The organism is Andreprevotia lacus DSM 23236 (assembly GCF_900176275.1).
GTDB lineage: Bacteria > Pseudomonadota > Gammaproteobacteria > Burkholderiales > Chitinibacteraceae > Andreprevotia > Andreprevotia lacus.
Map to the genome: position 1 here is coordinate 197,873 of NZ_FWXD01000004.1, position 21,650 is coordinate 219,522.

Sequence of the window (21,650 nt, forward strand, 5' to 3'; positions counted from 1 at the left end):
TGACCTTTTTGCAGCCCAGCGCAAGCGCGAAATAAGTGTTAACAGGCCCTAGCTTCTCCCCAATCGCTGGGGAACGCGGTGTCGGCAAGTTGTGGACAAGTGCTGCAGACCCTTGTTTGGTCAGCCTTTTCCCGAGATGCCTGAAAAACGGGCACGGCGGAGAAAATATCCGTAACGCAGCGGCCCGGCGCCGCTTGGAGCCGCTGACAAAACCCGGTGAAGCACTGCTGACAAGGCAACGAAGCGCAGACAGGACCCGGCCGTACGGTCAGTGAGCGTAATGCGGCCAGCAGGGTTTTGGTAGCCGCGCTTATTGGCCCGCTGCAGTGGTCTGGCTGGCGGTGGCCTGCAGATGTGCCGCCAGCAGCTTGCCCACGGAAAACTGCGGGTTGGAGTGCTCGTAGCCCCCACGGGTCTCCAATACCTTGATCTACTCGGCCGTATCGGCGTAGATGGCAGCCCAATCCGGGTGGGCGAAGTCGCGCTTGTCCAGCAATGCCCTGCCGAAGTAGGTGTACTGGTTATCGTTGCTGCAGCCGAACGAGGGGTGCAAGGCATCCGCAGCGGTCATCACCATGGTGTCGTCATCGGCCAATGCCTTGTCGAACACGCCAGCGAAGCACGCAGACGCAAACACCACGCGCCATTTGATCTCGGCCTGATTCAGCGTGGCGCGCAGCCAGGCAGGCGAGATGGTGCTCATCGGGCTGCCCTGGCGGTTCAGGACGAAGGCGCCGTCATAGCGGCCATGCGACACCATGTAGATCGCCAGCGTGTCTTCCTGCAGGTTCATCTTGCCGGCCAGGCCCTTGATGGCGTCGTCCAGCACGTCGGGCATGGCTTGCGGCAGCGTGGTGCTGTCGTTGCGCGCGTTGCTCAGCAATACCGTGCGCCGGTTGGCGTCGAAAGCAATGCCAAGCTGGTGCGCGGCCAGCCGCATTTCGCTGCTGAATGGTACCGGCTGATCGTAACCGGCCACCACCAGCAGGAAAGTCGCCGGCCTGCCCGGCACGCTGGGGGCAATCGTTGCCAACTGCTGCTCCAGCAAGGCTTTGCTCTGGATCGGTGTCTGCGGCGGCACCGTGGTGCAGGCGGCAAGGATCAGGCAGCAGGCAAACGGCAGGTATTTCATGGCAGAGACAGTCCCAAGCGAAAGCAAGGGCTGTGCTATCAGATTACAAAATTCCGCTTTATATCTTTCTTGTAATGATAGAACTGGCGATGGGTTCATTACCGCCCGGGCATCAAGCGGCCTACAGCCGATAACGCGCCACTTCGCGCTGCATTTCGCCAGCCAGTTGATCCAGATTGCCTGCTGCGCCGGCAGTGCGTTGCGCGGCGGCACTGCTTTCCTCGCTCATTTGTGCAATGCGCTCGACCAGATGGGCAATGCTGGTGCTGGCGGTGCTTTGTTCCCGGATGGCGTTGCTGATGTCACCGACGCGCTCGACTACCTCGATCGAGCCGCTGCGTATGGTGGCAATGGCCTCGCCGGCGGCGCGGGCCTGCTCGACGCCCTGGCCCACCTGCTGCACCACTTGTTCCATGCTGCCCACGGCGCGGCCGGCGCTATCCTGGATGCTGACGATGGTAGTGGCGATTTCCTGCGTGGAATGCGTGGTGCGCTCGGCCAGTTTGCGCACTTCGTCGGCCACCACGGCAAAGCCGCGGCCCAGTTCGCCGGCCCGTGCCGCCTCGATGGCGGCATTGAGCGCCAGCAGATTGGTCTGGTCGGCAATTTCCTTGATGGTGTTGACCACCGCGCTGATGTTTGCGCTTTGTTCGCGCAGCACGCCGATCTGTTCGGACGCATCGCGCACCGTGCTGGCAATGCCGTCGATGCGCGCCACGGTGGCGTCGATCACGCTGGCGCCGGTTTTTGCCTGCTGGCCCGAGCTGCGCGCCAGTTCGTCGGCCTCGGTGCTGCGGTCGGCGATGTGGGTGATGCTGACGGTGACTTCTTCCACCGTGGCCGCCATGCTGCTGGATGCCTCGCTGGTCTTGCCGGCATTGGCCGACATCTCGGTGGCCGAACGGCTCATTTCGTTGGCGGCCTGGTTGACGTTGCCGATGCGCTGCGAGATTTCGCGCAGGCTGTGCTGGGTGCGCTCGATCAGGCGGTTGAAGGCCTGCACGGTTTTGCCGATCTCGTCCTGGTTGCGCACCGGCACGCGCTGGGTGAAATCAAGGCTGGCTTCGATCTGGCTGACGATCTGCTGCATGTCATGCAGCGGGCCGGTGATCGAACGGTATAACGTGATACCGAAGGCCAGCAGCGCCAGCAGGGCGACGACAACCACACCGATCAGCTGCAGACGTGCGCTGCTCTGGCCTTCCTCGACTTCCTTGACCTTGGTGTGCGCACCGTCGATGTTGTAGACGGTCAGTTTTTGCAGTGCAGCCTCGGCAGCGATGGCGGCATCGCGCCCCTTGCCGGTCATCAGTGTTTGCGCCGTGGCAAGATCGCCATCCTTGGCGGCTTTGCGCAACTGCTCGTAAATCTGGCTGAATTCGGTGATGTGGGTCTTGAATTCGTTGAAATTCTTGCGGTCAACGTCTTCGGCGATGCTGGCTTCGTAGCCGGTCATGCTCTTGTTGAGCACGGCATGCTGGGCGTCGATGAAGGCGGCCAGTTTGTCGCGGTTGAGCGGGTTTTGCTCGTTCACGTACTGGTTGGTGATGATCTGCTCGACCTTGTAGGCATTGTTGATCTGGTTGACCTGCACCAGCCCTTCGATGGCCACGCTGGACATGAAATCGACATTGCTGGCTGTCTGGCTGAACTTGATGATGGCCGTGGCCCCCACCGCCAGCAGCGCCGCAATGGCAACTGCAATCAATACACCCAGCTTCTGGCCGATATTCATCCGGTTTTCCCCCTCAGGCATCAATGAATGCCGCTGCCGGTGCACCGGCGCGGCTTGAATAATGCGTTCATCCTAGGCTGCAAGCGCCAGGCGCGCCAATAAGGGATTCAACCGTCAGGTGCGCCTGCACGGCATCCGTGCGCTAAACCAGCCGGAACAGGCCCCAGGCAATGGTGAACATCATGGCGGCGATCAGTACATCGAGTATCCGCCACGCGGTCGGGTTCTTGAACAGTGGCGTGAGCTTGCTGGCACCCAGCGCCAGCGAGAAAAACCAGATGAAGGAAAAACTCACCGCGCCGGCGAGGAACAACGGGCGTTCTGCTGCCGGTTGCTGTGCACCCACGCTGCCGACCAGCACGATGGTGTCGAGCAGCGCATGCGGGTTGAGCAAGGAGAAGCCCAGTGCCGCCAGCACCACAGCCTTGGGGTTGGCGATGCCCTGGGTGGCTTCAGGTGCCAGTGTGCCAGGGTGCAGCGCTTTCCTGAGTGCCATGGCGCCATACCACAGCACGAACAGCGCGCCGGCCAGCGCCATCCAGCGTTGCAGCCCCGGCGCGGCTGCCAGCAGGCTGCCCATGCCGGCCACGCCGGCACTCATCAGCAGCAGATCGCACAGCGAACAGGTGAGGGCGGTCAGGAAGATATGGCGGCGGGTGATGCCCTGACGCAGCACAAAGGCATTCTGTGCGCCGATGGCCATGATCAGGCTGGCGGTGAGGGCCATGCCCTTGAGGTAGATCGCAAACATGAGCGGAGCGGATAGGATGGGTGCTCAAGCTAATCATGGCTGTCATGGCCCCGCAATGCGGGCTATCCCGCGTCGGCGCAGCGACGCCAAAGCAGGTGGAATGCGGCCAGCACAAGCCACTGGGCTGGTGAGTCTGGCCAGCAGAACTGGTGGCTATAGCTCGGCCCACATGCGCAGCAGGTTGTGATAGTGGCTGGTGAGTGCGATCACTTCATCGCTGTCGCCACCCGCGCCCTGCTTGATGCGCAGCTTCTGGATGGTGGTATCCAGGTTGAACAGCATGGTGCGCTGCCAGTCGTTGCGGACCATGCTCTGCACCCAGAAGAACGAGGCCACGCGGGCGCCGCGCGTGATGGTCTCGACGCGGTGCAGGCTGCTGGACGGATAGAGGATCATGTCGCCGGCCGGCAGCTTGACCTCGTGCGCACCATACAGGTCTTCCACCACCAGCTCGCCACCATCGTATTCGTCCGGGTCGGACAGGAACAGTGTGCACGACAGATCAGTGCGCACGCGGTCGCGGTTGCCGCGGCTTTCGCGGATGGCGTTGTCCACATGGTTGCCGAAGCGCTCGCCCTCTTCATAACGGTTGAACAGCGGCGGGATCAGCTTTTGCGGCAGTGCCGCCGAAATGAACAGCGCGTCACGCGCGAGCGCGGCTTCGATGCGGCCGCCCAGCTCCAGCGCCAGTGGCGAGCCATCGGGCAATTGCTGGTTTTTCTTGACGTGTGCCGATTGGTGGCCGGCGGTGACCTTGCCGTTGACCCAGTCGGCTGCATCCAGCACGCGGCGGAATTCTGCTACTTGTTCGCGGGTCAGAACGTTGGGGATATGCAGCATCATGGCGGATTTCCTGGGCGGTACGGTCGGGCGGCTTATTGCAGGATAGGGCTTTAGGCCGGTGCCCGGCCGGGTAAATGGAAATGCCCCTCCCGGTGGGGAGGGGCATGTTCAGGCTGCGTACGCTTAGAAGCTGTAGGTTGCATCCAGCACGTAGTTGCGTGCATCGCCCGGGGTCGCCCAGCCGGAGCCGCGCGGACGGGTGTAGTACAGCTTGTCGAACAGGTTGTTCACGGTCAGACGCAGGTTCAGGTTGCGGTTCACCTTGTACGACGCCGTAGCGCGGTGTACCCAGTAGCTCGGCAGCTTGTCCAGCGGACCGGTCTTGTAGGTGGCCGAGTGCTGGTTCAGGTACACGCTGCCCTGGTAGGTGGCGCCATAACCCAGTTGCACGCCTTGCGGCAGGTCATAGGTGGTCCACAGGCTGAACGCGTGTTCCGGCACGTTGGTCAGCGGGTCGCCAGCCAGCGGGTCACCGCCTGCCTTGGCGGCGTTGCTCACGCTTTGCAGTACTTCGCTCTTCATGTACGAGTAATTGGCAAAGACAGACCAGTTCTTGGTGATCAGGCCGGATACGCCCAGCTCGATACCCTGTACGCGGCTCTGGCCATCGAGTTGCTGATCCGGAATCGACGGATCGTTCGATGCCACCTTGTAGTTGGTGCGGTCGGTGCGGAACAGTGCGGCATTCACCGACAGCTTCTTGCTTTCCAGCACATCCCACTTGGTGCCGATTTCATAGGTGACGGCGGTTTCCGGATCGACCGAGCACGTGAAGCCGGTGGTGGTCGTGCTGCTGCCTACCGAGGTGCAAGTGCCGTTGACGGTCGCCTTGGACGGGGTCTTGGAGTTGGAGTACGACACATAGATGCTGCCTTCCTCGACCGGCTTGTACACCACGCCGCCCTGGTAGGACAGCATGCGGTCGGTTTTCTTGGCCGGTGTATAGGCACCCAGGATCTTGCCCGCGTTGGCGCCGGCTGTGGCCGCGCCGACGTTGTAGGTGGTTGACTCGGTGTCGTTGTATTCCCAGCGCAGGCCGCCGTTCACCGACCAGTGGTCGTTGAACTTGACGGTGTCGAAGGCGTACACGGCCATGTTGTCGACGGTCGAATCCACGCGGCTGTTCAGACGGCGGAAGCGCGGGCCGGTGTAGTTGGTGTTCGGGTTGTACAGGTCGGTGGTCGGAATCGTGTAATTGGTGCCGTTGGCGTTGGCAAATTCCTGGCTGCTGTCCACGGTGTAGCCTTCGTGCGTCAGTGCCACGCCGGTCACCAGCGTATGGGCCAGCGAGCCGGTGTTGAAGTTCCAGGTCACGTCGGTCTGGTTGGCCAGCAACTTGTTGACCGTGTCACGCACGTTGCCGCGCGAGCCACCGGTCGGGGTGAACGACGGCTTGTATTTGCTGACTTCGGCTGCGCTGCACGCAGCGTTGGTGGCGCTGATGGTGGTGCCCAGCGGCGCCCGGCCCACGGCGTAGCAGATGCGGCCTTCCGGGCCGTCGGTAATGGTGAACTGCGAGGTTTTGCTCACGCGGGTCTGGTTGCGCAGCTTCACCTTGTCGCCAAAATCATGCTCGAACAGGCTGGTCAGCACGTCGGTGGTGCTTTCCTGCGTATCGACATTGGCAAAGCCGTAGTACTGGCTGCGGCTGGTGCCGGGCACCACCTGGTTGCCACGGAAGGGCTGGCCGAACTGCGGAATGTTGTCGTCGCTCTGGTGGAAGTAGCTCAGCGTGTAGCGGGTATCGGTACCCAGGCCAAACGCGACAGATGGCGCAAAGCCCCAGCGCTTGTTGTTTTCCACGTCGCGGCCCGGCACGTCGTTCTGGTGGCCCATGATGTTCAGGCGCAGCGCGCTGGTTTCGCCGATCACGCGGTTGACGTCGGCAGTGGCGCGGTAATAACCATCGCTGCCGATACCGGTGCTGATGGTGTTGCTGTTTTCCAGCCTGGGTGCCTTGCTGACCAGATTGATGTTGCCACCGACCGAGCCGGCACCGTTGACCGCCGAGCTGGAGCCCTTGGTGACCTCGATCTGTTCGAGGTTGAACGGGTCGGTGCGGCTGTACTGCGCGCTGTCACGCATGCCGTCGATGGTGATGTCGTTGCTGGCCGCAAAGCCACGGATGTTGATGCTGTCGCCATAACCGCTGCCGCCTTCACCGGCGCCGAAGGTGATGCCCGGCACGGTGCTGAGAATATCGCGCAGCGACAGCAGGTTCTGGTCTTCGATCAGTTCCTTGGACAGCACGGTGACGGTCTTGGGCGTGTCGCGCAGCGGCTCGGTGTACTTGGGCGACTGCACCTTGTTCGGGGTGTAGGGGGCTGGCGCGGTATCGGTGATCTGCACGGCTGGCAGGGTAGGTTCGGCCGGGGCCGGGTCTGCCGCCAGCGCGGCGGTGGCCGGCAGGGCCAGTGCGAGTGCGACAACCGAGTGCTTCAGTTGCGGCAGGTCTTGGTGTTTACGGCTTTTAATCAGCGCCATCTGGCTTGCTCCACGAAGTGCATAGTTCTCGGCCTTTCTTCCGCCTGCTGCGGAAAGCGCACGTTGCTGGCTTGCCCGATACGGCTGGCTCGCGGTGTTGCTGGGTCTGGCTGCGAGAGTTCTAGGTTGTGTAATACGAATCGTTCGCTATTGATGCGTGCATGGCCTGTTTGCAAACCTGCGCTCACGCATTCCTGACGATTAATTTTCGATTCGACTGCTGCAGGGACGGCATTCTAGGCATTAGTAAGGATATAAACAAGAATTATTATCATTATTGTTGCAGCCTTGCTCTGTTAAGGGAGTGTAAAAAACCACGCTGCAGGCCCAATGATCAGCGTTGCCAAGGGTTTGCGCGCATTCCGGGGCTTGCGCTTGATCAGGTTTGTGAGAAAATGAGTCTAATTCTCATTTATAAGTATCGCTGCTTTTGCTCGCGGAGCCCGCTCCGCAGTAAGGTGCGGCGGCTGTCTGCCAAACAATATGCACAAGTCGTCCGATCAAGCGCGCCGGGGGTTCTGGCTCAAACATCTGCACCGCTGGCACTGGATCAGCTCGGCGTTTTGCCTGGTGGGCATGCTGCTGTTTGCGGCCACGGGCCTGACCCTGAACAACGCCAGCCATATCGAAGCCAAGCCCAGCGTGCACAAGCAGCGCGGTCAGTTGCCGCCGGCCTTGCTGCCGCTACTCAAGAGCGCGCCACAAGGTGACAAGGGCGGATTGCCGTCACCGATTGCCGGCTGGCTGGCTGAGGGCATGGCGGTCGAGGTGGCCGGCGCGAATGGTGAATGGTCTGCCGACGAGGTCTATGTATCGCTGCCGCGAGCCGGCGGCGATGCATGGCTGACGGTCGATCGCGCCAGCGGCGAAATCAACTACGAGCTGACCGATCGAGGCTGGGTGTCGTATTTCAATGACCTGCACAAGGGCCGCCACACCGGTAAGGCGTGGAGCTGGTTCATCGATCTGTTTGCGGTCACCGCGCTGGTTTTCTGTATCACCGGGCTGTTCCTGCTGCACCTGCATGCAGGCAACCGCCCCGCAACATGGCCGCTGGTGGGGCTGGGCCTCGTTTTGCCCCTGCTGCTGGCCATCCTGTTCATTCATTGATTGAGGTATTGCATGCGCAAGTCGATCGCCCTGTTGCCGGGCCTGATTGGGACTGCTTTCGGCGGTCACGCCATTGCGGCGGACATGAACGTGAAGCTGGAGATCCCGCGCCTGACCGTGGCCGAATACCACCGCCCGTATGTGGCGGCGTGGATCGAGCGCGCCGACCAGAGCATCGCCACCAATCTGGCGCTGTGGTACGACGTGAACAAGAAGGGCGCCGAGCCGGGCACCAAGTGGCTGCAGGATTTGCGCCAGTGGTGGCGCAAGGGCGGCCGTGATCTGCAAGTGCCGCTGGATGGCGTCTCCGGCGCTACCCGCCCGGTGGGCGAGCATGCACTCAGTATCGGCGACAAGCTGGCCAAGCTGCCGGCTGGCGAGTACGCGGTAGCTGTTGAAGCCGCCCGCGAAGGTGGTGGCCGTGAAGTGGTGCGCGTGCCGTTCAGCTGGCCGCCCAAGAAAGCCGATACCGCCAAGGCGCAGGGCCAGCATGAGCTGGGCACCGTCAGCGTCGAACTCAAACCCTGATCCACGGCCAAGGAAACCATCATGACCCGTACGCTGACCCTGCTTGCCGCCGTCCTGCTTGCCGCCACCCAGGCCGCTCACGCCCACAGCCCGTGGCTGTTGCCGTCCAGCACCGTGCTGGCCTCGCCACAGTTCGTCACCGTTGATGCCGGTGCCTCGACCAAGCCCTTCATCGCCGATCACCGCGCCATGCCGATCGACCAACTGGCCATCGTGGCGCCGGATGGCAGCAAGGTGCAGCCGGCCAATCTGACCAAGGGCGAGCTGCGCTCCACCTTCGACGTGAAGCTGGAGCAGAAGGGCACTTATCGCATGGAAGTGCTGCGCAGCGGCGTGCGCGCCAACTGGAAGGTGGACGGCCAGCCCAAGCGCTGGATGGGCACCGCAGAAGCATTCGCCAAGGAAGTGCCGGCTGACGCTGCCGACTTGCAAGTGAGCGAATCGGCCAGCCGTCTGGAAACCTTTGTCACCGTTGGTGCACCGTCCGCACTCAAGCCGAGCGGCAAGGGGCTGGAGCTGGTGCCGGTAACGCACCCGAATGATCTGGTCGAGGGCGAGAACGCCACCTTCCAGTTCCTGGTTGACGGCAAGCCGGCCGAGGGTGTCGAGATCGAGCTGATCCGTGGCCAGACCCGTTACCGCAACCAGCTGGACGAGCAAAAGCTCACCACGGGCAAGGACGGCAAGATCACCGTGAAGTGGGCGCAGGCCGGCATGTACTGGCTGGGCGCCGAGCTGAAAGACAACAAGGTGACAGTGAAGGCAGCCAAGGAGCGCAATCTCTCCTACACCGCCACGCTGGAAGTGCTGCCGCAGTAAGCCCATGCGTCATGTCCTGATCCCGCCCGCGCTGGCAGCGCTCTCGCCGCGCCGGCCCACCGGCACCATCCATGCACTGGCGGGCCAGACCATGGGCACCAGCTGGTCGGTCAAGCTGGTCGGCCCGGCCGACTTGCCGCTGGATGCGGTGCGCGCCGGCGTCGAGGCCGAGCTGGATCTGGTTGTGGCGCAAATGAGCACGTGGCGTGCCGATTCCGACCTCAGCCGTTTCAACGCGGCTCAGGCCGGCAGTTGGCACGTGTTGCCTGCACCGTGTTTTACCGTGCTGCAAGGTGCGCTGACGGTGGCCGAGGCCAGCGCGGGTGCCTTCGACCCTACGGTTGGCCCTCTGGTCAATCTGTGGGGCTTTGGCCCAGAGGGCGCGCGCGGCACGCTGCCGACAGCAGCCGAGTTGGACGCCGCGCGTGCGCGTTGCGGCTGGCAGCGCCTCACGGTCGACGCGCCTGCCCGCCGCGTGCAACAGCCCGGCGGGCTGTATCTGGATTTTTCCGGCATTGCCAAGGGCTATGGTGCCGATCGCGTTGCAGCGTGGCTGCACGCCAACGGCTTGATCCACCACTTGGTCGAAGTGGGCGGCGAGTTGGTCGGCCATGGCATGAAGCCCGATGTGCAACCGTGGTGGGTGGCGCTGGAGCAACCGCCGGGCGCTACGCTGGCGCAGTATGTCGTTGCGCTGCACGGTGTGGCGGTGGCGACGTCGGGCGATTATCGCCGCAGTTTCGAGCATGCCGGCCGCCATTACGCACACACGCTGGACCCGCGCAGCGGCGAACCGGTGCTGGATGCACCGGCATCAGTCACCGTGCTGCACGCCGATTGCATGCTGGCCGATGCCTGGGCGACGGCGCTGACCGTGCTGGGCACCGAGGCAGGTATGCAACTGGCGGCGGCGCAGGGCCTGGCCGCACTGTTCATTACCCGCAATGCCGCTGGCTATACCCAACACCTGACCCCGACGCTGGAAAGCTGGCTGGAATGAATCGTTTTGCTTTGTTGACCGGCGCGTTGATCGCCGCCTGCATGACGCCTGCACTGGCGGCCAATCCGGCTGCCTTGCTGCACCAAGGGGCTGCGGGTGCCGTGGTGCTGGCTTATGCCTTGCTGTGCAGCACGGTCTGGTGGCGGCATCGCCGTACCGCCGTGCCATCGGCCCTGCCGGCCGACGGGGCCGACCTGCTGCTGGCCCATGCCAGCCAGACCGGCTACGCCAGCCAGCTGGCTGCGCAAACCGCGCAATCGTTGATGCAGGCCGGCATGCGGGTGGCGCAGTGCAGCTTTGATCAACTCAGCCCGACGCTGTTGGCGCAATACCGGCAGGCGCTGTTCATTGTCAGCACCACCGGCGAAGGCGATGCGCCAGATGCGGCCGCAAGCTTTGTGCGCCAGCATCTGGGGGCGTCGGCTGCCTTGCCGGCCGTGCGCTACGGCGTGCTGGCACTGGGAGACAGCAGCTACACGCAGTTCTGCGCCTTTGGCCACACGCTGGATGGCTGGCTGCGCCATGCGGGTGCGCAGGCGTTGTTCGACCTGATCGAGGTGGACAACGGTGATGCCGGTGCCTTGCGCCACTGGCAGCACCAGCTGGGCGTGCTGGCCGGTGCCACTGAAATGGCCGACTGGACCGAGCCTGATTACCAGTGCTGGACGTTGAGTGAGCGCACCTTGCTCAATCCCGGCAGCCAGGGTGGCCCTGCCTATTTGCTGGGCCTGACATCGCCAGACCAGCACGTGCGCTGGCAGCCGGGCGATATTGCCGAAGTCGGCGCCCGCAATGCCGATGAGGCAGTACAGGCGTGGATGCTGGCGCAAGGCCGTCCAGCCGACGAACAGCTGGCCGACGGCAGATTGCTGAGCGTTGCATTGGCCGACCGCCTGCTACCGCATGGCAAGGCGGAGTGCGCGGCATTGTTGCTGCAGCCGGCCGATGCGCTGCTGGCGGCACTGCCGGCCATACCCCACCGCGAATACTCGATTGCCTCATTGCCCGAAGAAGGGCAACTGCACTTGCTGGTGCGCCAGATGCAGTACCCCGATGGCCGACTGGGCCTGGGTTCGGGCTGGCTGACCCGGCATGCGCAGCTGGGGGGAGAGGTCGCAGTGCGCATCCGCGAGAATCGCGGTTTTCATCCACCACCGTTGCATGCGCCGCTGATCCTGATTGGCAACGGCACCGGTCTGGCGGGTTTGCTGGCCCACCTCAAGTTGCGGGTGCAAGCCGGGCAGGGGGACAACTGGCTACTGTTTGGCGAGCGCCAGATCGCACATGATTTCTACCACGCTGCCCAGCTGCGGCAATGGCAACAGCAAGGCATGCTGCGGCTGGATTGCGCATTCTCGCGCGATGAACCGGGGCGGTACGTGCAGGATGCCCTGCGCGCGGCGGCACAAGACCTGCTTGGCTGGCTTGAGCGTGGCGCGGCCATCTATGTGTGCGGCAGCGCGGCCGGCATGGCGCCAGCAGTGCATGGCGTGCTGCATGAAGTGCTGGGCGAGTCCGCGCTGGATGCGTTGATCGAGCAGGGCCGCTACCGGCGTGACGTGTACTGAACCGCTGGCGTCAACCGTTCACCCCGGGCGGGTGTTGAAAACCCGGCATTTACGAAACGATTACATTGCGATAACCCTGATTTACATACCGCCCCGGCATACTGGTATTGCGCCCCGGAAGGGCTGGCCATGCCGCCACCGGGGCAGAAACCCACTGCGAAATCACTTATGTACGCCTTCAAACCCCTGATTGCCAGTCTGGCGCTGCTTGCCGTGCCGGTCTTTGCCGCCGGTACGCCATGCGGCGATGTCGCCCCGGCCGCGCCGATGTCGCTGGCCACCTCGCTGGACTATGCGCTGTGTCACCAGCCGCAAACCCGTTCTGCCTGGGCGCAATTGCGCGCGCAGCAGGCGGGTGTCGATATCGCGCAGGCTGCCTATTCCCCCGATCTGTCGGCCAGTGCCTCGCTCAGCCGCAGCCAGAGTGACGACGGTAGCGGCAGCACCTCGGCTGGTGCCAATCTCAACCTGTCCTATCTGCTGTTCGACTTCGGTCAGCGCGACGCGCAGCTGGCACAAGCACGTGCCTTGCTCGACGCCAGCCGCGCCGGTGTGGATGACACCCTGGCCTCGGTATGGATAGACACCGTGCGGGCCTATTTCAATGTCGGCAAGGCCGGCAAGCAGATTGATGCCTACAAGGCCGCCGAAGAGGCCGCCAAGGCCAGCCTGGATGCGGCCAACAAGCGCGCAGCGGTCGGCACGGCCACACCGCTGGATGTGCTGCAGGCCAAGGCCACCCTGGCGCAGGCCACGCTCAACCGCACCAAGGCGCAGAACGATCTGGCCAACAGCAAGGGGGCGCTGGCCAAAGCCATGGGCATTTCGCCCATGCAGTTGCCAGTGCTTGCCGACATGCCGACCAGTCTGCCCGATTTGCCGCTGGCCGAATCGCAGCTCGACAAATTGCTCGATGCCGCCGTGCGCGAGCGCCCTGAAGTACGCAGCGCACTGGCGAACCTGGCTGCCGCCGATGCCAGCCTGAAGAGTGCGCAACTGGCCACCAGGCCCAAGCTCAGTCTGTCGGCCGGGCTGGGCGTGAACCGCAGCTGGCCCGACAGCGATGCGCGCAGCAGCGGCACCATCGGCTTGTCGCTCAGCATTCCGTTTGATCTGAGCGGCGCCACCAAGGCGCGCACCGTGCAGGCCGAAGCGCAGCGCGATGCCAGCGCGGCCCAGCTCGAGTCCGCACGCCAAGGTGCGGAAAACGACGCTTGGCAGGCGTTTTACAGCCTGCGTTCGGCGCTCGATACGCTGGCTGCAGCCAAGGTGGTGCAGGAAAACGCCGCCAAGGCCTATGACGCCGCGCTCACCCGCTACAAGGCCGGCCTCGACACCTTGCTCGATGTGCTGTCTGCCCAGAACACGCTGGCCAGCGCTGAACAACAGCAGGTTGCTGCCCGCTATGACTGGTATGCCGCGCGCGCCTCGCTCGCCTGGGCGCTGGGCGGGCCGCTGCCCAACCAGTTGTCGCAGTGGGCGCCGCCCGCTGCCCGGTAATACTCAGCATCGATACGCGAGATACGAGAATGAAAACGTCAAAAAAAATCCTGCTGGGCCTTGCCGGCCTGCTGATCGTCGGCGGGGGCGCTGGCTGGTACTTCTGGCCCAAGGCCGACCCGGTGGCCAAATACCGCACCCAGGCCGTGAGCAAGGGTGAACTGGTGCAGACCGTCAGCGCCACCGGCACACTCAACCCGGTGCTGGTCGTCTCCGTAGGTACCCAGGTATCGGGCACCGTGCGCAAGCTCAATGTCGATTTCAACGACAAGGTGACCGAAGGGCAGATCCTGCTGGAGCTGGATACCGATCAGCTCAAGGCCAGCCTGCGCCAGAGCCAGGCCACGCTGACCAGCTCGCGCGCCAAGCTCAAGTACACTACCGCGCAGGCCGAGCGCATGCGCACCCTGTTTACGCAGAACTATGTATCGAAGCAGGAGCTGGATTCGGCCGAATCTGACCTGGCTGCTGCCAAGGCAGCCGTGGTGCAGGGTGAGGCACAGGTCGAGCGCGATACGGTGAACATGAACAATGCCATCATCCGCTCGCCGGTATCGGGCATCGTTATCGACAAGCAGGTGGACCTTGGCCAGACCGTGGCTGCCAGCTACCAGACGCCGACCTTGCTGAAAATCGCACAGGATTTGTCCAAGATGCAGATCCACGCCAATTTTGCCGAGGCCGATCTGGCCCGCATCAAGCCGGAGCTGCCAACCACCTTCCGCGTCGATGCCTTCCCCGACATGACCTTGCCTGGCAAGGTCAACCAGGTGCGGCTGAACCCGACCACCAACTCCAACGTGGTGACGTATGACGTGGTGATCGACGTGGATAACCCGCGCCAGCGCCTGCTGCCGGGCATGACGGCCTATGTGGATGTGGAAATCGGCCGCCGCGACAACGCCATCATGGTGCCCAACGCAGCGCTGCGCTATCGCCCGCCGGGCGTGGCGGCAGAGAAGAGTGGCAAGGGCGGCCGGGATGCCAGCGGCGCTGCCGCATGGCAACGTCGCGGTGATGAAGCCAGCCGCCCGCGCAATGCATCGGGCGCGGCAGATGCCTCCGGCGCAGCCAACGCATCGGCACCGCAAAGCCGTGGTTTTGGCAACGGCGGTGGCGGCATGCGCATGGGCGGCCGCCAGCGTGGCACTGTGTACGTGCTGCAGGCCGATGGCCAGCTCAAGGCCATTTCGGTACGCCTGGGCATTACCGACGGCAAGTTCACCGAAATCCTGCCGGGCCGGGATGAAACCGAACTGCCGGTGAAGGAAGGTCAGATGCTGGTGATCGGTGAAACGCAGCCTGACGGTGCGCAGCCGGCCACTGGCGGCAATCGCCAGCAGGGGCAGGGCGGCCCGGGTCAGATGCCGCGGAGATTCTGATGTCGTTCGCTACACAGGCGCAGGGGCCGGCAACGGCCACGCGCAAGCCGGTGATCGAGGTCAGCGCGCTGACCAAGACCTACCAGACGCAGGCCGGCCCGGTGCCGGTGCTGCACGGCATCGACTTTGCGCTGCACGAGGGCGAGTTTGCCGCCGTGATGGGGCCATCCGGCTCAGGCAAATCGACATTCATGAACATTCTCGGCTGCCTTGATCATCTGACCACCGGTCGCTATGCGCTGGCCGGGCAGGATGTGGAGGCGCTGGACAATGATGCACTGGCCGGTTTCCGCAACCGCGTGATCGGTTTCGTGTTCCAGGGCTTCAACCTGCTGCAGCGGGCCACGCTGGAAGACAATGTGGCGCTGCCGCTGGTGTATGCCGGCGTGGATCGCGCCACGCGGCGCGAGCGTGCCCGTGAGATGCTGGCCAAGGTGGGGTTGGGCAAGTATGCGCAGTCGCGCCCCAACCAGATTTCCGGTGGCCAGCAACAGCGCGTGGCGATTGCCCGCGCGCTGGTGAACGAGCCACGGCTGATCCTGGCCGACGAACCGACCGGCAACCTCGACAGCAAGACCAGCGACGAGGTGATGGACCTGTTCTGCGCGCTCAACGACGAGGGCATCAGCATCGTGCTGGTGACGCACGAACCGGATATCGCGCAGTACGCACGCCGGCTGGTGCGTTTTCACGATGGTTTGCTGGTGCAGGACAGCGCGGTGGAAAACCGTCGCTGGCAGGGCAAATCGGCGCAGGAGGTGCGGGCATGAACCAGCGCATGATCGTTCCCATGCTGGGCGAGGCTTGGCACGCCATCGGCGCCAACCGGCTGCGCGCCTTCCTCACCATGCTGGGCATGATGATAGGCGTAGGCGCGGTGGTGCTGATGCTGGCTGTGGGCCAAGGTGCCAGCGCGGCAGTGAAAAAGCAGATCGAAGCCATGGGCAGTCATTTGTTCGTGGTGCTGGCCGGCTCGCAGCAGGCCGGTGGCGTGCGTACCGGGGGCGGTAACGCCACCACGCTGACCAGCGATGATGCGTATGCCATCCGCGAGTTGCCGGGCGTGACCGCCGGCGCGCCGGTGGTGATCGGCAACTACCAGCTGGTGTTCGAGTCGAATAACTGGAATACCCAGGTGTTCGGCACCACACCCGATTACATGACCGCGCGCGACTGGAAGATTGCCGATGGCTCCAGCTTTGACGACGGGGATGTGCAAGCCGCACGCCGCGTGGCCATCCTGGGCAAGACCACTGCGCAAAACCTGTTCGGTGACAGCAGCCCGGTGGGGCAGACGCTACGCATCAAGAATGCACCGTTCACCGTGGTAGGCGTGCTGGCCCCCAAGGGCCAGAGCCTGGACGGGCGCGATCAGGATGACACGGTGATCGTGCCGCTGACCACGGCCATGCGCAACCTTACCGGTTCGCGCTTCCGCAATGCGGTGCGCATGATCATGGTGCAGGCCGAATCGGACGCGGCCATGAACTCGGTGGAATCCGGCATGAAGGACTTGCTGCGCGAGCGGCACCGGCTGACCAATGGCCAGGACGACGATTTCTTCGTCAACAACCTGACCGCTGTGGCCAACTCGGCGGCGGAAACCGCCAAGACCATGTCGCTGCTGCTGGGGGCGATTGCCTCGGTCAGCCTGCTGGTGGGTGGGATCGGCATCATGAACATCATGCTGGTGAGCGTGACCGAGCGCACGCGCGAAATCGGCATCCGCATGGCCATCGGCGCGCGGCAGAAGGACGTGATGGCGCAGTTCCTGATGGAGGCGCTGATGCTGTCGCTGACGGGCGGCCTGATCGGCGTGGCCATGGGCGCAGGCGGCGCGTTTGCCGTGCAAGCCATCTGGCAGACTGCCGTGCAGGTCACCACACAGTCCATCATCCTGGCATTCGCGGTGTCGGCGGCCATCGGCCTGTTCTTTGGCTTCTATCCGGCATGGAAGGCGGCGCGGCTCGATCCGATCGAGGCATTGCGCTATCAGTAAACCAAAACCGGGCCTGTGGGCCCGGTTTTTGCATTCCCGTTCTCAATATCTGCAAATGGAGCTATTCATGCGTTTGATTGCTTTGCTGGCCTGTGTTGCCACTGTTCCGGTCTGGGCGGCGCCCGCCGCACCGGCGCAACCGCCGCTGCTGCCTGCTGCCGGGCAGTGGCAGATCGTTACCCAGCTGCCGCCGGATCAGCTGGCGCGCATGCAGCAGCGTGCAGCCGAGGGCGGTGGCGACCGTGGCGGCCCCGGCGGCAAGATGACCTTCGATGCCAAGGCCGGCACGATGACACGTACGCAATGCCTGAATGCCGAAAGCCTCAGCCACTGGGGGCAGGGCATGCAGCGCCGCCGAGACGATGAGGAACAACCCAAGTGCGATGCGCCCAAGTACACGGTCAGCAACAAGACCACGCTGACCATTGATCTCAAGTGCAGCGCGCCCGAGCCGTCCAGCAGCCATGCGGTGTACAGGTTCGACGCCAAGCGCGGCAGCTACACCTTCGAGCAAAGCCGCACCCGCGATGGTGAAACGCGCAACAGCAAGGGTACGGCCAAGCGTATCGGTGACTGTTGAGCACCGCTTTTTACTTACTCTGTTTGCTGGTGGGTAACCGGCATCAAGAACCCGGCAGAGCCGGGTTCTGACCATTTGTGGAGGATGAAACAGCGGTGCTCTCCTGTTTTATTCCACGCCCCCCGCCCTCGCCGCCGCGAGGGAGCCTCGCTGGCGCTCGTTCGTGGCACAGTTTGGCTTTTGTGGAACCGTGGTTTTCTGGCAGATCGGGTCTGCGCTGCATAGGCGTTTTGCCGTGGCATGGTGCAAAGTGCAGGTGGGCCCGAAGAGGGCGCACGCACTTTTCCATTTTCCGGAGCGCCTTGATGCATTTGCTGGCCGTTGTCTTGACCGCCCTGGTGGCGTTGCTGCACTTCTATTTTCTGGTGCTGGAAATGTTTCTGTGGACCAAACCGCTGGGCCGCAAGGTGTTCAAGCTCACGCCAGAGTTTGCCGAGGCCAGCAAGGTGCTGGCGGCGAATCAGGGCTTGTATAACGGCTTTCTGGCGGCCGGGTTGCTGTGGGGGCTGGTGCAGGGCGGCCAGCCGGTCACGCTGTTTTTTCTGGGTTGCGTGATCGTGGCCGGGGTGTATGGCGCGGCAACGGTGGGGCGCAAGATCCTGTTCGTGCAGGCGCTACCGGCGGCATTGGCCATGGTGGTGTTGCTGCTGGCATGAAAAAACGCCGCATTGCGGCGTTTTTTCGGGGCTAGCCTGATTACTTGCTGGCCGGAGCCGAGGCATCCTTGCCGTGGCGGAAGTGACCGCGCGGGCCGTGTTCCTTGTGTTCGGCGGCTAGTTGCTGCAGCTTCTGCTGTTGATCGGGTGTGAGTACCGACAGCAGCTTTTGCTTGAAGCCGGCGTGCAGCACCGCCATGTCGGCCACGGCCTTGCCTTCGGCATCAGCCAGCGCGCGTAGCTTGGTTTGGTCGGTGTTGCCGGAGTCGGTAAAGGTGCGCAGTGCATCGTGCGCGTCGTGCAGCGCCTTGCGGGCGGCTTCCATGCCTGGTTTTTGCGCTTCGCGGAATTGTTCCAGTTGCTGCTTTTGCGCATCGGTCAGGTTCAGTTCACGCAGCGGCAGCATCGGGCCGTGTGCGCTGTGCTCAAAGCCGGGGCCACGCGGTGGCGGGGCGTTGTCGCTGGCGGCAAGGCTGTAGGCAGCACCACCCAGCAGGGCGGCGGACAGGGCGGCAAGACCAAAGCGGTGCAGGGTATTCATGAGCTGGGCTCCTTGTTGGCGCAAGCATTGTTGCGATGGAGGCCAGTGTGCGCCGGCGCAATGTAAATGCGGGTTAGGGCAGTGTAATTGTTTTGAAAAGGCCATCAGCACGGCTTGGCGCGCGCGCGCGCTTGTTCGATCATCTAGCCATGAAAGGAGTAAATGCAATGGCCAATATGCGGGTATTGCTGGTGGATGACGACGCCGACCTGTGCACCATGCAGGCCGAGTATCTGGCCACTGAAGGATTCGACGCCGATGCGGTGTTCGATGGCGAAGCCGGCGTGCACGCCGCGCTGACCGGCAGCTATGCCGCCGTGGTGCTGGACGTGATGATGCCGCGCCTGGGCGGTATCGATGCGTTGCGGCAGATCCGCGCGCAATCGCAGGTGCCGGTCATCATGCTTACCGCCAAGGGCGATGGTATTGATCGTATCGTCGGGCTGGAGCTGGGGGCCGACGACTATATTCCCAAACCCTGTATGCCACGCGAGCTGGTGGCCCGCTTGCGCGCCATCCTGCGCCGCACGCAGGGCAGTGACAGCCACACGCCGCAGCATGCCGGGCCGCTGTCGTTGTTTCCCGAATACCGCCGCGCGGAGTGGAACGGGGTGCCGCTGGAGCTGACCAATTCCGAGTTCCAGTTGCTGGAAATCCTCGTGTCCGCCGGCGGGCGCGTGCTGACCAAGAACGAGCTGTGCGAGCGTGGCCTGGGCCGCCCGCATACCCGTTATGACCGCAGCGTGGACGTGCACATGAGCAATCTGCGCCAGAAGCTGGGTAACTATCCGGACGGGCGCTCGCCCATCCAGACCGTGCGTGGTGTCGGCTACCGCTTGGCGAACGACTGATGGGCCGTTTGTTCTGGAAAATCCTGTTCGGCTTCTGGCTGACGCTGATCGTGGTCACACTGACGGTCAATGCCGTGGCCAATCACTACAACGAGTCGCGCCTGCGTGCCAGCAGTGAGGTGGCGCTGGGGGGCCGGGTGGCCATGATGACCACGGCCGCAGCAGCGTCGTTGCGCCACGGCGGCCCGCCCGCGCTGCAAGCGCTGTTCGATGGCTGGCCACGTTTTGCGCGTGATCGCCTGCTGGTGGTGGATGCACACGACCGCGACCTGTTTGACCGGCCCGTGCCGCCACCAGCACTGGCCGAAGCGCGCCGCGTGCTGCGCGATGGTCTGGTCGATAACCAGAGCGTGATCAGCGTCGATACCCCGCAGGGTGAAGTGCTGTTCTTCGTGCTGGCCGACAATATGCCGCATCGCGGCCCGCCGCCGCCGCGTGGTGTGCCGGGCTTCATGCTGCTGTGGTTCGGTGTCGGCAGCCTGGCCTTCAGTGCCGTGCTGGCCTGGTATCTGACCCGGCCCATCCGCGTGCTCAAGCAGGCATTCGATCGCGTATCCGAAGGCGACCTGAGCGTGCGCGTCGGCCCACGCATCGGCAGCCGGCGTGACGAGATCGCCGATCTGGGCCGCGATTTCGACATCATGACCGGCCGGCTGGCGCAGCTGGTGGCATCGCAAAAACAGCTGCTGCATGATGTATCGCACGAGCTGCGCTCGCCCCTGGCCCGCCTGCAGGTGGCCGTGGGTCTGGCGCGCCAGCAACCCGAGAAAATCGCCCCGACGCTGGAGCGCATCGAGCGCGAGGTGCACCGGCTGGATACCATGGTGGGTGAATTGCTTACCTTGTCGCGACTGGAGGCCGGTGCCCAGCAGGAATGGGACGATTACTTCGACCCCATCGAACTGGCCGAAGAAGTGGTCGCTGATGCGACTTTTGAAGCAGCCGCATCGGAAGTGCGCATCGGTCTGTTGCGTGATGCCACGCCGGAAGAGGGCGTGGTGGTGCATGGCCGCGCTGAATTGCTGCACCGGGCGCTGGAGAATATCGTGCGCAATGCAGTGCGCTATTCGCAAGGCGGCCAGTTGGTCAGTGTTGCGGTACGGCAACCTGATGCAGCGCATTGCGTGATCGAGGTGATGGACCAGGGGCCGGGGGTGCCGGAAGAGCAGCTGCAACGCATTTTCGAGCCCTTTATCCGTGTCGGCGAGCAGAGCAGCGGCTACGGCCTCGGGCTGGCGATTGCCCAGCGGGCGGTGCAGGCACACGGCGGCACCATTGCTGCAGCCAATCGTCCCGAAGGAGGGCTGGTGATCACGTTGACGTTGCCTTTGGTGCCAACCGGACAGGCCGCATGAGCGAATACCGACTTGTAAATGAGAATCTTTATTATTAAAATCGCGGCATGACCGCTATCGCACCGGCAATGCCGCATTCTCCCCTACGCCCCATCCGCTATTCCGCCGTATTGCTGGTGCTTGCCGCACACGTGGCCGTGCTTTACGCCATCGTGAGCGCACGCGAGGCTACGGCTCCGGTGGTTGAGCCGCCTGCGCTGACCGTCATCGAGCTGCCGACACTGGTATCCAAGCCGGAAAGCCAGCCCCAGCCGGCACCGCAGCCTCTCAAGCCGCAGCCGCAGAAAGCGCAACCCAAGCCGCAGCCGGTCGTGCAGCAACCGGTGAGCAAGCCGCTCAAGCCGGCGCCGGACCTGCCCAAGAGCGAAACCGCCCCGGTAGTGGCGCCTGAAACCGCCAAGCCGGTGCAAGAGGTCAAGGAAGCGCGCGAAGCGCCTGCTGCCCCTGCCAAGCAGGCCGAGCCGGCAGCGGCCGCCGAGCCGCCGAGCCAGCCCAGTGTTCAGGCCAACTACCTGTCGATGCCGCGCAGCTATCCGGCGCAGTCGCGTACGCTGGGTGAGGAGGGCACGGTAACCATTCGCGTGGTTATCAACGAAGAAGGCAGGCCGGTATCGACCGAAGTGGCCAAGAGCAGCGGCTTTGCCCGGCTGGATGAAGATGCCAAGCGCACTGTGATGAAGTGGCGTTTCAACCCCGGCAAGGTTAATGGCAAGCCGGTGACGCAGGCGTGGAATGTGCCGGTGGTTTACAAACTGACCAACTAGGGCCTGTTAACACTTATTTCGCGCTTGCGCTGGGCCGCAAAGAGGTCAGCTA

20 protein-coding genes are annotated in these 21,650 nt (G+C 63.7%); 14 read left to right on the top strand and 6 right to left on the bottom strand.

Translation table 11 applies throughout. The features are described from left to right. Positions 1-430: 430 nt before the first annotated feature. The 5 genes from B9A19_RS05090 to B9A19_RS05110 all read right to left on the bottom strand — a co-directional run bounded on the left by B9A19_RS05090 (position 431) and on the right by B9A19_RS05110 (position 6,945). Entirely contained in the window at positions 431-1,132 is a 702-nt protein-coding gene (locus B9A19_RS05090; protein WP_176216781.1) for a C13 family peptidase, read from the bottom strand. Positions 1,133-1,253: 121 nt separating this feature from the next. Next, a complete protein-coding gene (locus B9A19_RS05095; protein ID WP_176216782.1) occupies positions 1,254-2,867 on the bottom strand; it encodes a methyl-accepting chemotaxis protein in 1,614 nt (537 codons plus the stop codon). A gap of 142 nt (positions 2,868-3,009) precedes the next feature. Then, positions 3,010-3,618 (bottom strand): LysE/ArgO family amino acid transporter, encoded by a 609-nt coding sequence (locus tag B9A19_RS05100; protein ID WP_084089527.1) that lies wholly within the window; start codon positions 3,616-3,618, stop codon positions 3,010-3,012. 153 nt (positions 3,619-3,771) lie between these two features. Beyond that, positions 3,772-4,461, bottom strand: a complete 690-nt coding sequence (locus B9A19_RS05105; protein ID WP_084089530.1) for a Fe2+-dependent dioxygenase — start codon at positions 4,459-4,461, stop codon at positions 3,772-3,774. 123 nt (positions 4,462-4,584) lie between these two features. Next, positions 4,585-6,945 (bottom strand): TonB-dependent receptor, encoded by a 2,361-nt coding sequence (locus B9A19_RS05110; RefSeq protein ID WP_084089533.1) that lies wholly within the window; start codon positions 6,943-6,945, stop codon positions 4,585-4,587. A 483-nt stretch (positions 6,946-7,428) separates the two neighbouring features. On the opposite strand from B9A19_RS05110, the gene B9A19_RS05115 reads away from it, so the two are divergent. The 11 genes from B9A19_RS05115 to B9A19_RS05165 all read left to right on the top strand — a co-directional run bounded on the left by B9A19_RS05115 (position 7,429) and on the right by B9A19_RS05165 (position 18,087). Continuing rightward, positions 7,429-8,055: a PepSY-associated TM helix domain-containing protein gene (locus B9A19_RS05115; RefSeq protein ID WP_084089536.1), complete on the top strand. Its 627-nt coding sequence runs from the start codon at positions 7,429-7,431 to the stop codon at positions 8,053-8,055. A 12-nt stretch (positions 8,056-8,067) separates the two neighbouring features. Further along, the gene (locus B9A19_RS05120; RefSeq protein WP_084089538.1) at positions 8,068-8,583 is read left to right on the top strand and encodes a DUF2271 domain-containing protein; all 516 of its coding nucleotides are present in this window, start codon (positions 8,068-8,070) and stop codon (positions 8,581-8,583) included. A 21-nt stretch (positions 8,584-8,604) separates the two neighbouring features. Beyond that, a complete protein-coding gene (locus tag B9A19_RS05125; protein ID WP_084089541.1) occupies positions 8,605-9,402 on the top strand; it encodes a DUF4198 domain-containing protein in 798 nt (265 codons plus the stop codon). Positions 9,403-9,406: 4 nt separating this feature from the next. Next, the gene (locus tag B9A19_RS05130) at positions 9,407-10,402 is read left to right on the top strand and encodes an FAD:protein FMN transferase (protein ID WP_084089543.1); all 996 of its coding nucleotides are present in this window, start codon (positions 9,407-9,409) and stop codon (positions 10,400-10,402) included. Beyond that, complete coding sequence (locus tag B9A19_RS05135; protein ID WP_084089545.1) at positions 10,399-11,970, top strand: sulfite reductase subunit alpha; 1,572 nt, start codon at positions 10,399-10,401, stop codon at positions 11,968-11,970. The genes B9A19_RS05130 and B9A19_RS05135 overlap by 4 nt, the downstream gene beginning before the upstream one ends. A gap of 168 nt (positions 11,971-12,138) precedes the next feature. Further along, the gene (locus tag B9A19_RS05140; protein ID WP_176216783.1) at positions 12,139-13,470 is read left to right on the top strand and encodes a TolC family protein; all 1,332 of its coding nucleotides are present in this window, start codon (positions 12,139-12,141) and stop codon (positions 13,468-13,470) included. Positions 13,471-13,499: 29 nt separating this feature from the next. Beyond that, positions 13,500-14,852: an efflux RND transporter periplasmic adaptor subunit gene (locus B9A19_RS05145; RefSeq protein WP_084089550.1), complete on the top strand. Its 1,353-nt coding sequence runs from the start codon at positions 13,500-13,502 to the stop codon at positions 14,850-14,852. After that, positions 14,852-15,622 (top strand): ABC transporter ATP-binding protein, encoded by a 771-nt coding sequence (locus B9A19_RS05150; RefSeq protein ID WP_084089551.1) that lies wholly within the window; start codon positions 14,852-14,854, stop codon positions 15,620-15,622. The genes B9A19_RS05145 and B9A19_RS05150 overlap by 1 nt, the downstream gene beginning before the upstream one ends. Further along, positions 15,619-16,851, top strand: a complete 1,233-nt coding sequence (locus B9A19_RS05155; RefSeq protein WP_217806987.1) for an ABC transporter permease — start codon at positions 15,619-15,621, stop codon at positions 16,849-16,851. The genes B9A19_RS05150 and B9A19_RS05155 overlap by 4 nt, the downstream gene beginning before the upstream one ends. Positions 16,852-16,918: 67 nt before the next feature. Next, positions 16,919-17,431, top strand: coding sequence for a DUF3617 family protein (locus tag B9A19_RS05160; protein WP_176216784.1), 513 nt, complete (start codon positions 16,919-16,921; stop codon positions 17,429-17,431). Positions 17,432-17,736: 305 nt separating this feature from the next. Then, the gene (locus B9A19_RS05165; protein WP_084089555.1) at positions 17,737-18,087 is read left to right on the top strand and encodes a DUF1304 domain-containing protein; all 351 of its coding nucleotides are present in this window, start codon (positions 17,737-17,739) and stop codon (positions 18,085-18,087) included. 40 nt (positions 18,088-18,127) lie between these two features. On the opposite strand, the gene B9A19_RS05170 is transcribed toward B9A19_RS05165, so the two are convergent. After that, positions 18,128-18,628, bottom strand: a complete 501-nt coding sequence (locus tag B9A19_RS05170) for a Spy/CpxP family protein refolding chaperone (RefSeq protein ID WP_176216785.1) — start codon at positions 18,626-18,628, stop codon at positions 18,128-18,130. A 176-nt stretch (positions 18,629-18,804) separates the two neighbouring features. Between B9A19_RS05170 and B9A19_RS05175 the strand changes: the two genes are divergently transcribed. The 3 genes from B9A19_RS05175 (at position 18,805) to B9A19_RS05185 (ending at position 21,598) form a co-directional block, all read left to right on the top strand. Continuing rightward, positions 18,805-19,479 (top strand): response regulator transcription factor, encoded by a 675-nt coding sequence (locus tag B9A19_RS05175; protein ID WP_084089593.1) that lies wholly within the window; start codon positions 18,805-18,807, stop codon positions 19,477-19,479. After that, the gene (locus B9A19_RS05180; RefSeq protein WP_084089558.1) at positions 19,479-20,834 is read left to right on the top strand and encodes an ATP-binding protein; all 1,356 of its coding nucleotides are present in this window, start codon (positions 19,479-19,481) and stop codon (positions 20,832-20,834) included. The genes B9A19_RS05175 and B9A19_RS05180 overlap by 1 nt, the downstream gene beginning before the upstream one ends. Positions 20,835-20,902: 68 nt before the next feature. After that, entirely contained in the window at positions 20,903-21,598 is a 696-nt protein-coding gene (locus B9A19_RS05185) for an energy transducer TonB (protein WP_176216786.1), read from the top strand. Positions 21,599-21,650: the final 52 nt, after the last annotated feature.